Annotated in this window: 8 protein-coding genes, 1 tRNA gene and 1 pseudogene; 8 read left to right on the forward strand and 2 right to left on the reverse strand. The window is 56.9% G+C overall.

Annotated features, from left to right (window positions below; genetic code table 11):
- Nucleotides 1-47 precede the first annotated feature (47 nt).
- Nucleotides 48-1234: pseudogene (locus tag Q1A43_RS20815) on the forward strand (IS3 family transposase).
- Between the two features lie 1045 nt (nt 1235-2279).
- On the opposite strand, the gene Q1A43_RS20820 reads toward Q1A43_RS20815, so the two are convergent.
- Entirely contained in the window at nt 2280-2867 is a 588-nt protein-coding gene (locus Q1A43_RS20820; RefSeq protein WP_299938519.1) for a TetR/AcrR family transcriptional regulator, read from the reverse strand.
- 107 nt (nt 2868-2974) lie between these two features.
- Between Q1A43_RS20820 and Q1A43_RS20825 the strand changes: the two genes are divergently transcribed.
- The 4 genes from Q1A43_RS20825 to Q1A43_RS20840 all read left to right on the forward strand — a co-directional run bounded on the left by Q1A43_RS20825 (nt 2975) and on the right by Q1A43_RS20840 (nt 6845).
- Nucleotides 2975-3292 (forward strand): hypothetical protein, encoded by a 318-nt coding sequence (locus Q1A43_RS20825; RefSeq protein WP_299930607.1) that lies wholly within the window; start codon nt 2975-2977, stop codon nt 3290-3292.
- Nucleotides 3293-3394: 102 nt separating this feature from the next.
- Nucleotides 3395-4693 (forward strand): homoserine dehydrogenase, encoded by a 1299-nt coding sequence (locus tag Q1A43_RS20830; RefSeq protein ID WP_299938522.1) that lies wholly within the window; start codon nt 3395-3397, stop codon nt 4691-4693.
- Nucleotides 4694-4974: 281 nt separating this feature from the next.
- On the forward strand, nt 4975-6030 hold the full coding sequence (locus Q1A43_RS20835; protein ID WP_299938524.1) for a hypothetical protein: 1056 nt from the start codon (nt 4975-4977) through the stop codon (nt 6028-6030).
- 128 nt (nt 6031-6158) lie between these two features.
- Complete coding sequence (locus Q1A43_RS20840) at nt 6159-6845, forward strand: ceramidase domain-containing protein (protein ID WP_299938527.1); 687 nt, start codon at nt 6159-6161, stop codon at nt 6843-6845.
- Nucleotides 6846-6887: 42 nt separating this feature from the next.
- On the opposite strand, the gene Q1A43_RS20845 is transcribed toward Q1A43_RS20840, so the two are convergent.
- Nucleotides 6888-7424 (reverse strand): hypothetical protein, encoded by a 537-nt coding sequence (locus Q1A43_RS20845; RefSeq protein WP_299938530.1) that lies wholly within the window; start codon nt 7422-7424, stop codon nt 6888-6890.
- Between the two features lie 202 nt (nt 7425-7626).
- On the opposite strand from Q1A43_RS20845, the gene glpX reads away from it, so the two are divergent.
- The 3 genes from glpX (at nt 7627) to Q1A43_RS20860 (ending at nt 10805) form a co-directional block, all read left to right on the forward strand.
- Nucleotides 7627-8595: a class II fructose-bisphosphatase gene (gene glpX / locus Q1A43_RS20850; RefSeq protein WP_299930622.1), complete on the forward strand. Its 969-nt coding sequence runs from the start codon at nt 7627-7629 to the stop codon at nt 8593-8595.
- Between the two features lie 307 nt (nt 8596-8902).
- Complete coding sequence (gene recJ, locus Q1A43_RS20855; RefSeq protein WP_299938532.1) at nt 8903-10648, forward strand: single-stranded-DNA-specific exonuclease RecJ; 1746 nt, start codon at nt 8903-8905, stop codon at nt 10646-10648.
- An 82-nt stretch (nt 10649-10730) separates the two neighbouring features.
- Nucleotides 10731-10805, forward strand: a tRNA-Glu gene (locus Q1A43_RS20860).
- Nucleotides 10806-10924 lie beyond the last annotated feature (119 nt).

Here is a 10924-nt window from a genome sequence, read left to right on the forward strand (position 1 = left end):
CCTCAGTTTGATGTAGAGTTTGCTCAACCTTTCGAAGGAGCAAACGAATGCGCAAGAGCCGATTTAGCGAGGCCCAGATTATTGGGATGATCAAAGAACAAGAAGCTGGGATGCCGACTGCGGATGTGTGTCGCAAGCACAGCCTAAGCCAAGGGTGTTCTACAAGTTCAAATCGCAGTATGGCGGCATGGAAGTGTCAGATGCGGCGAAGCTGCGGGCAATGACCGACGAGAAGGCCAAATTGGAACGCCTGCTGGCCGATACAATGCTGGACAACGTCGTGCTGAAGGACTTGCTGGGAAAGAACTGACGACACCGAACATGCGACGGGCTGCAGCACGCAAAGCGATGCGGGATCATGACATCTCGCAGCGCCGGGCCTGCCGTCTTGTTGGTGTTGATCCTAAAACCGTCAGGCGTGATCGTCCGCCTGATAATCCAGAAGTTCGCGAAGAGATGAAGGCGATTGCCAATAAACGCCGCCGGTTTGGTTATCGGCGGATCGGTGTGATGCTGGAACGCAAAGGCATGATCATGAACCACAAGAAGCTGTACCGCCTCTATACGGAAGCGAAGCTGGGTGTCAGGCGTCGAAAGGGTAGGAAGCGGGCGCGTGGATCGCGCACGCCAATGCCCGTTGCGCTGCGGCCGGGCGAACGTCTTCCTGGCAGACACGTTTGGGGCGTCGCGCAAGTTCCGTATTATGGCAGTGAATGATGATTGCTGCCGTGAGAACCTGTGCCTCATGGCCGACACCAGCATCTCTGGTGCGCGCGTCGCCCGTGAGTTGGATGCCCTTGTTCGGATCTACGGCAAGCCCGCCAGCATTGTCGGCGATAATGGGACCGAGTTCACAAGTCGCGCCATCCTGAAATGGGTAAATGAGAACGATGTCGAGTGGCACTACATCGATTCGGGAAAGCCGCAGCAGAACGCCTTCATTGAATCATTCAATGGTAGCTTGCGAGACGAACTGCAGAACAAAGAATGGTTTGACAGCCTGGACGACGCCCGCCGCAGGCTGGCCCTTTGGCGATACGATTACAATAACGTCAGACCGCATTCATCGCTGGGGAACCAAACACCCGCAGAAGCGCGCCGAGCGCTTGAGCAATTTGCGGGCTCCGCGCACGACCACTGCCAGACAGTTGTTTGTGAAACAAACAACGAGAGGGCGCTTGCCCAAACTGACGACGAAGAATATGAAAACCAAACCCGCAAACTCTCGTTATGAATGAGGGAGCCTCGGGCGGCAGGTCAGTGTCCAAACCACAAACTCCGCTGCTCGCTCATATGCCTGATTGATGCACCGGTCTTTCCATTACGCTATTTCCTTCTTTAATCCCTTAAAATCAAGGATTTATGGCGCTTAAGAGGTGGTGTGGAGATGGCGAATTTACGGCAACGAAAGGCTTCGGTATCGTGTCTTTCGCCCTTTGTTTGGGCGCATCCACCCAAACAATTTCCACCTCCCAAGTACAGGTAGAAGATGGCTATCTCTCCGATATGACACGCGAAAACCTCGTTGAATAGTTTTATGCAAAGGCAGAACAGCTGGGAGGAGAGTGTAGACTTCTAAGTGTGAAACGGCAGTATCACTCCTTCTCTTCGAAAACTGCCAACCCCAGCGTAACGCTTGGGATCGGACACAACCCAGAAGGTCACCACATTCTTTTAGTCACTTCAAATCTTGGCCACTGGCTACCGCCCAGAGAAACCAATGTTATAGCCGGTGAATACTTGACGGACACACAATAAGGCCTCGAAATTTGGATGCTGCCACTCCTCCCTTAGGACGCCGTCAGTCAGGCAAGGCGCTCTTTTGTTGGATATGATGGCGTCCAAGAATTATGACTGCCCAACATTTTTGGACTACCGCTGTCTTGAAAAGGCAGGGTTCTGCAACGCTGCTTGTGTATGAGTGATTTCAAGAGGTGGCTGTGGCAAGATTTCATTGCAAAATGACCGCTACAATTTTGGCAATGCGCGTTTCTCAGCTTAGGATCAGGATACTTGCCTAAGGCGGCGAATAATAGATAAGATTTCCGGAGGCAGACATTGCCGCACCAGCAGAGAATGCACGGAAATCGCCCTTTCAGCTGTTGCACCGCAGCCCAAAGGTCGCGTTGTCCAGACCCATTTAAATGTTCAACATTTTGAAAGCCTTTACAGCTCAACAATTTCAGAGGCTGGTGCAGCGGTGGCTTTTCAAAAATATTGCTGTTTTGGCACGCGACTTTTCAACGGTTACTCAGTCGGGAATTCTTTGAGACCGTGTCTCACACTCCGACGGATTTTCGGGTCATGTTCCAATAGAGGTCGGAGACTTCGGGCGGGGAGAGAGCACCGTCGGGGCGATACCACGTGGTGATACCGGTCAGCATGGCGATGATTGCGCGGGTAGTGACCTTGGGGTTGGGCACGTCAAACACGCCTTCGACCAGACCGGCAGTCAGGATCGCTTCGAGTACATCTTCGTAGGCGCGGCGCAGGGTTTCGATGGTGTGGAAATTCTCAGGAGAGAGATTGCGCAGCTCCATATAGGCGATGAAAATCTCATCGGCGCGGCCCATGTGAAATGTGATGTGAAAATCGACAAAGTTGTGCAACCGCGTGGTGGCATCGCCATCCTTGACCCGATCAGCACAGGCTTCGAGCAGTTCATCCATGTGCTGTTTCATCAACGAAAACAGCAAATCCTGTTTGTCAGGCGTGTAATTATAAAGCGCTCCGGCCTGAACGCCGACCTCGCGGGCGATCTGGCGCATGGAAACTGCGGCATAACCATGCTCGGCAAACAGTTTGAGCGCCGCAGCACGGATGCGCGGGCCGGTGATTTCGGAATGGGAACCTTGGGTACGTGCCATGGGGGGATATTATCTGAACGGGTGTTCAGGGCAAGGCGGTTGCGGATTGTCGCGCGGATTGGTGGAAGAGAGTTGCGGGACAAGCCCGGTTGCGGCAAGAGAGAAGAATGAGTTTTGTGACGCGCATAGGCGGTTTGATCGCGCTTGGCCTGTTGGCGGGCTGTGCCCAGTTTCCGGAGTTGGAAGCGGGGGAGACGCCGGGCGTGGCCGAGGCCCCTTATCCAAAACTGGTGCCGCTTGAGACATTGCTTGTGGCACCGGCCCCGGTAGCAACGATCGAGATGGTCGGTGCGGTTGAAGGCCGCGCAGCGGGGCTGCGGGCGCGGGCCGCGCGGCTACAGGGGCGTTCGGTTGGACCGGGGACCGGAATTGACCGGCGTGTGGCGCGACTGCGTCAGAAAGCGGCAGAGTTAAGGGCCCAGTAACCCAGATTGGGTGAAGAAGGGGCGGTTGCCGTTGCACCCGGCCCGATGTGGCGCTAAGGCGGTGGAAATTGCGATCCGAATGCGCCCAGAAGGAGCCTTGATATGACCGAGCAAAACAACAGCCCCTTGCGTTTAGGGATTGCCGGTTTGGGCACGGTTGGGGCCGGTGTCGTGAAAATCGTGCGCCAAAAGGCGGCGATGCTCGCGCTTCGCGGTGGGCGGCCTGTGGTTGTGACGGCGGTCTCGGCGCGCAACCGCGACAAGGATCGCGGTGTCCCATTGTCTGATTACGCATGGGAAGACGATCCGGTCGCCTTGGCAACGCGTGATGATGTCGATGTGTTTGTCGAATTGATGGGCGGTAGCGACGGGCCGGCAAAAGCTGCGACCGAAGCAGCGCTTAAGGCAGGCAAGGACGTGGTCACCGCCAACAAGGCGATGTTGGCCCATCATGGCCAAGAACTCGCCGAACTGGCCGAGACCAATGGCGCGGTTTTGCGCTTTGAGGCGGCGGTTGCGGGCGGCATTCCGATTATCAAGTCCCTGACCGAAGGCCTTGCGGGCAATGAGGTTGAGCGGGTGATGGGCGTGATGAACGGCACCTGCAACTACATCCTGACCCGGATGGAAGATGCGGGCCTGTCTTATGACGAAGCCTTTGCCGAGGCCGATGGGCTTGGCTATCTTGAGGCCGACCCAAATCTAGATGTTGGCGGTATTGATGCCGGTCATAAGCTGTCGCTGATTGCGTCGATTGCCTTTGGGACGCAGGTGAATTTCGACGCGGTTGAGCTTGAGGGTATCGGCTGTGTCACTATCGAAGACATCCATCAGGCCGCCGATATGGGATATCGGATCAAGCTTTTGGGCGTGACGCGTTATACCCGTCGCGGGTTGGAACAGACCATGACACCCTGCCTTGTTCCGGCAACTTCGCCTTTGGGGCAGTTGCAGGGCGGCACCAATATGGTTGTGGTTGAAGGCGATCAGGTCGGGCAGGTCGTGTTGCGCGGCGCAGGCGCGGGCGAGGGTCCAACCGCCAGCGCGGTAATGGGCGACGTGATGGATATTGCACGTGGTTTGCGCATGACCACCTTTGGCCAGCCAGCCACCACTTTGCGCGCCGCGACTCCGGCCAAGGCGACCGTTGCCGCGCCCTATTATCTACGCATGGCGCTACAGGACAAACCCGGCGCAATGGCCAAAGTTGCCGCCGCATTGGGGGAGGCCGGTGTGTCCATCGACCGGATGCGCCAATATAGCCACGATAATACAAGCGCCCCGGTTCTTATCGTGACCCATAAAACCACACGCGCGTCTTTGGATGACGCGCTGGCGGCTTTGCCCGGTACCGGTGTCATGGCGAGCGATCCGGTGGCCCTACGCATCGAAGAGGTCTAAACACCTCAGCGTCCGTTGGGATCAAAGAATGCAAAAGGGGGCCCCGAAAGGCCCCTTTTTTGTGACCTTTTTCTATGTGTGGTGTTGATTGATCGGAATGTGATGACTGGATGATGGTCCTTTGCTCTGCAATTGTTTCGAATACCGCCGCAAAACGGCGCTAGGCTTAGAACTGTTTCCAGATTTCTTGACGATGGCTGCTAAATTCCCTTTTGAGTTGTAACAAGGTCGAAGATGGTGAAAGTTTCGTGGATTGAATGGGTAGTTGGGGGGGGCGTTTGATGTCCATGTTGCTTTTGTTGGCCCTGGGGGTCGGGGTATTGGCGTTTGCAATCGGAGGGGATGGGGACGAGTCTTCTGACCCAGATAGGTCTGGTGGCAACAGCGATCCGGAAACGGTAGATCAGGACATTCTTGTCCAGGACCAAACCGAAGTTACGACGGGCGACGGCGATGACCGAATTGCCTCGGTTGGTATTCTAGAACAAGCGGTTTTGATCAATAGCGGCAGCGGCAACGATTTGCTTGATATTGATACTGCAACAGAAGTTGACGGTGCGCCTTTACCCGCAAGTTCGTTGGACACCGGTGATGGGAACGACACCATCTTAGCAAGCGGGAATGCGGAAATTGTGACGGGTGACGGGGACGATGTGGTGACCTTTGACCGTCATGCCGGGCAACCGCGCGCCTCTGCCGCAATAGATACCGGTGATGGGAATGATGTGATCACCACGCGGGTGAGCGAGGTTCGTGTCAATGCTGGCGATGGTGCGGATGTGATCCAGGTCGAAAACATGGACTATGGTGATGTTGATGCCGGGGCGGGCAATGACACATTACGTTTCGATTTCGAAGATACCTTTGGGTTTGATAATATGGAGGAGATCACGGGCGGTGACGGCGATGATCTGATTGAGGTGCGCGCGGAAACGCAGTTGGTTGCCTCGGATGATGAGTATATCAGAGGTGGGAACCGGATTTATGGCGACTACAACCCTGGCTTGTCCGGCGGGTCGGGGGCGGATACGTTTGAGATCGAGATGTATCTGGGCAGCTACGGGGTTGCAGAAGGCGGGACTTATGTCTTGGGCGCGCCAGCCTACATCGAGGACTTTGATCCAGATGAAGATGTATTGATCCTGGATCCGGGTTTTGAAAGATTGTGGCCGGATGTCGAAGTGAGTGACGTGAACCGCGGTGATGGGGACCGGTACCAGTTTATAGTGACTTATAGTGGTGCGTCATCCGGAGCGACCGGGGTCATGACGCTTTTGGTTTTTTCGGAAAAGCCTGTGACGGTGGATGATTTGCAGATTGTGCGACCCGCAGCGTAACACGTGGTGGTTTGGCCGGGCGCAATAAAATCCATGTATGGATTTTGCAAATTCCGTGCACGGAATTTGGTTGCGATCCCCTTTTGGTTGCGGCTTGTGCGGGGGCGTAGGTAGATGTAGGTGCCCTGATGGATTGGTTTTCCCCGATAGATTTGTATTGCGAACGTGTTGGCGTCGGTCTTTGGCCCGAACCGGTTAACGCGTTGAGCAACCTGGCGTTTCCACTTGCGGCGTTGTGGGCGTGGCATGTGGCCGGGCAGCATGGGCAGCGGCGGTTGATCGTTGTGGTGTTGTGCTTCTTGGCGGCGCTTATTGGGGTTGGTTCAGGACTGTTCCACAGCTTTGCCAATGCGTGGTCGGAATATGCTGATGTTGTTCCGATCTGGAGCTTTGTCGCGCTTTATGTCTTGGCGGCCATTGCCTTGGTTGGGGGGGCACCGCCCGGCAAAGTGGCGCGTATTGGGGTGATTTCGGCGGCCATCACCACGGTGGCGGTTTCGGCGACATCCGGAGACAGCGCGGCGCATTCCCATGCGGCCGATCCGTTGAACGGGTCGCTACAATATGCCCCGGCATTAGTTGCCTTGCTGGTGTTTGCTGCGATTACTTTTTGGCGCGGTCATGCCATCCGTTGGTGGGCCTTGGCGGCGGCGATCACATTTTTGGTGTCGCTCGGGTTTCGCATCATGGACCTGCACCTTTGTTCGGTTTGGCCAATGGGAACGCATTTCATGTGGCACGTGTTGAACGCGCTTATGGTTGCATTGCTGTTGCAGGGATTGATCCGGTGCGGCCCGGCGCAGAGTGAGGTCTAAGTGCCGCCCGTTCAGAGGGCGGCGTGTTTTGATCAAAGCAAATTAGATCACTGAATAGACAGCATAGCCAACGAGGCCAAGTAGCGCGACTTTGACAAGTGACACCATGCCGGCGGTCGATTTTTCCGGCGTTCGTCTTTGCGCTTGTTCTGGCTGGTCCAAGGCCGGGACGGCGATTGGCTGGCAGGTGCTGAACCATTGTATCAACTCTCCGAAATTTAGCCCGTTCCAATTGACCGGTTTTTCGGCGTTTTTTATCGGATCGAGCAAGGACATGTTTTCTTGCATGCGCCGGGCGACATCAGTGATGTGATCATCGAATTTGGCGTCAAACGTGCCCGCGGGCAAGGTCAAGCCCGACGGAATAAAAGCAAAGCCGCAAGCGCTGAAAAACTCTTTGATAATTGGGTCGGCCCCTTCGAGGGCGGCGGCGGTTTTGGGGTCTCGGAATTTCGCGACGCAATTGCCGCGTGTGTTCAGTTCGATTCCAGCCAGCTTCAACATTTCCGCATTCTTGGGATCGGCAAAAGCGGATTCCGGCATAATGTAGTGAACGTCGACGTCATATTTCAAAGTCATGGTTAAAATCCTCATTACAGTTGAGGGGATCCTAGCGCGGATCAGGGCGGCAATAAGACCAGTGATAGGCCATATTAAGGGCGGGGCAGGCGGCGGATTTGGCGCCAATCGCCAAGATAAGCCGGTGTTAGCGAGACCACCCTTGCCCCCGGTGGTCGCTGTGGGCTAAACGGCAGACGCATTTCATCTTGAGGAACTCCCCATGTCCACGCCCACCGATTTCAACGACCGTATGCTTTCCTTGGGCTTGGCCCGTGTTGCCGAACAAGCGGCAATTGCCTCTGCCGAGTGGATTGGACGCGGAGATGAAAAGGCCGCTGACCAAGCCGCGGTGAACGCCATGCGTGAGCAGCTGAACCTTTTGGACATCAAAGGTGTGGTTGTCATCGGCGAAGGTGAGCGTGACGAAGCTCCGATGCTGTACATTGGTGAAGAGGTCGGCAATGGCAACGGGCCCGGGGTGGATATTGCGCTTGATCCGTTGGAAGGCACCACGCTGACTGCCAAAGATATGCCCAACGCCTTGACCGTGATTGCCATGGGGCCGCGCGGCTCGATGTTGCACGCGCCCGACACCTATATGGACAAGCTGGCGATTGGACCGGGCTATCCCGAGGGTATCGTAGAAATGGACATGCCACCGGCGACCCGTGTGTCGGCGCTTGCTACGGCCAAGGGCTGTAAGCCATCCGACATCACCGTTTGTATCCTTGAGCGTCCGCGCCACGAAGAGATGATCGCCGAAGTTCGTTCGACCGGGGCGAGCATCCGTTTGATCACCGACGGTGACGTGGCCGGTGTTATGCACTGCGCCGAACCACACCTGACCGGGATCGATATGTATATGGGCCAAGGTGGCGCACCTGAGGGCGTTCTTGCGGCGGCAGCGTTGAAATGTATGGGCGGCCAAATGCAGGGCCGTCTGGTGTTCCGCAATGATGACGAACGTGGTCGTGCTGCCAAGGCCGGGATCACCGATCTCGACAAGGTTTATAGCCGCGATGAAATGGTTACCGCAGATGTGATTTTCGCCGCGACAGGCGTAACCAGCGGTTCGATCCTTCCCGGTATTCAGCGTGAGCCGGGTATGATCACCACAGAAACTCTGTTGATGCGTTCCAAAACCGGGTCGGTGCGGCGCATGCAGTATCGCAACCCTGTGAAAGGCTAGCTCTTACGGGGGCTCCGGTTGGGGCTGAGGTTTAATGAAGCGGTTCGCAGTCAAGCGGGCCGCTTTTTTCTAGGGAGATGTGGGGCGCTGCCCCGTCACAAGCGGGCTTGTGACTCCCCGGGATATTTCGAGAAAGAAGAAGCTAAGGGCGCCCTTTGGCGTGTGACCCTTTTGAAGGGCCCGGTGTTTGGCTTTTGAGTGATCGGCGATTGTGCCATGAAGGGGCTTCGCGGATTGGATGGCGTGGCAGGGGCTCTGCTACCTGTTTTTGATCGGGCGCTTTGAGGAATGAAGTCGTGGGGGCGTGATGAGCTATCTTGGTGTTGAAAGCAGTTTGACCGGGCGGCGCTGGATTGGGCCGGGAATCGAGATCGAACGACAGGCCGAGGCCTTGATGCAGAACAGTGGCTTGCCACAGGCCATGTGTGGGGTTTTGGCCCGTTTGGGTGTCGCCCCGGACGAGGTGGAAACCTATCTCAACCCCAAGCTGCGCGATCTATTGCCTGATCCTAGATCCTTACGCGATATGGAGGTTGCGGCGACGCGATTTTTGACGGCGGTTCGTGAAAGGCAACGCATTGCAATATTTGCCGATTACGACGTGGATGGCGGGACCTCGGGGGCCTTACTGGTGGATTGGTTGCGCCAGATGGGGCGGCCATCGACGCTCTATGTGCCCGATCGGATTGATGAGGGCTATGGCCCTAATGAGCCAGCTATGGCGCGATTGGCAGCAGAGCACGATCTGATTGTTTGCGTGGATTGTGGAACGCTGTCGCATGACGCGATTGCAGCGGCCAAGGGGGCCGATGTGATCATTCTCGACCACCACCTTGGCGGCGAAACCCTTCCTGATTGTGTGGCCTGTGTGAACCCGAACCGGCAGGACGAAGACGGGGCGCTGGCGCATCTTTGTGCGGCGGCGGTGGTGTTTTTGATGTTGGTCGAGGCCGGTCGACAATTGCGCGAAGCAGGCGCACGCGGCCCGGATTTGATGGCGATGCTTGATCTGGTGGCCTTGGCCACGGTGGCCGATGTCGCGCCCCTTAAAGGGGTGAACCGGGCCTTGGTGCGTCAGGGTCTTAAGGTGATGGCAGCGCGGGGGCGGCCCGGTTTGGTGGCGCTGAGCGATGTTGCCAAGCTCGATAGCGCGCCGTCGTCTTATCACCTTGGCTTTGTGCTTGGCCCACGGGTCAATGCCGGGGGGCGGGTCGGTCAGGCCGATCTGGGCGCGCGGCTTTTGGCCTGTAACAACCCACATGAGGCTCGGGCCATGGCCGAGCGTCTGGATGGCTTTAACTCGGAACGGCGAGAGATCGAGGCGGCGGTGCGGGCCGCAGCGCTTGCTCAGGCCGAGGAGCGCGGGCTGGATGGGCCATTGGTCTGGGCGGCGGGAGAGGGTTGGCATCCCGGTGTTGTCGGCATTGTCGCGTCGCGTTTGAAGGAACAGACGAACCGCCCGGCAATTGTCATCGGGTTTGATGGCGAAGACGGCAAAGGTTCGGGTCGCTCGGTGGCCGGTGTTGATCTTGGTGCCTCGATCCAAAAACTCGCGGCCGAAGGGCTTTTGGTCAAAGGCGGTGGCCACAAGATGGCGGCAGGCCTGTCGATCGACAAAGACAAGCTGGAACCGGCGATGGGGCGGTTGGCCGAGCTTTTGGCGAAACAGGGCGCGGGCGAGGGCGGTGCCGCCGATTTGAAATTGGACGGTATGTTGATGCCCGGCGCGGCCACGGTGGATTTGATCGAAAAGCTAGAAACCGCCGGGCCATATGGGCAGGGCGCGCGCGGGCCGCGATTTGCCATTGCCGATGCGCGCATCACCTTTACCAAACAGGTTGGGACGGGGCATTTGAAGATCGCCTGTGACGACGGCATGGGCGGGCGTCTTGAGGGAATCGCCTTTGGGGCCTTTGACGGGCCGATGGGCAACGCCTTGATGAATCACGGCGGTGCACGCTTTCATTTGGCCGGAAAACTTGAGGTGAATGAATGGGGTGGGCGGCGCTCGGCGCAACTCAGGCTAGAAGATGCGGCCCCGGCGAGCAGTTAGATGAAAAATGGGTGAAAAATCTGCAAGATTCCTCTTGCGAAGGACGCGTGCTCATTCTAAAAGCCGCTTCACGCCAAACGGCGCTCCGTTCGTCTATCGGTTAGGACGCCAGGTTTTCAACCTGGAAAGACGAGTTCGATTCTCGTACGGAGTACCATTGGCGGGCCATCTCGGGCCATAACTGAGGTGCTGTAAAGCAAAACGGCGCTCCGTTCGTCTATCGGTTAGGACGCCAGGTTTTCAACCTGGAAAGACGAGTTCGATTCTCGTACGGAG

The sequence above is a fragment of the uncultured Pelagimonas sp. genome (assembly GCF_947498515.1).
Lineage (GTDB): Bacteria > Pseudomonadota > Alphaproteobacteria > Rhodobacterales > Rhodobacteraceae > Pelagimonas.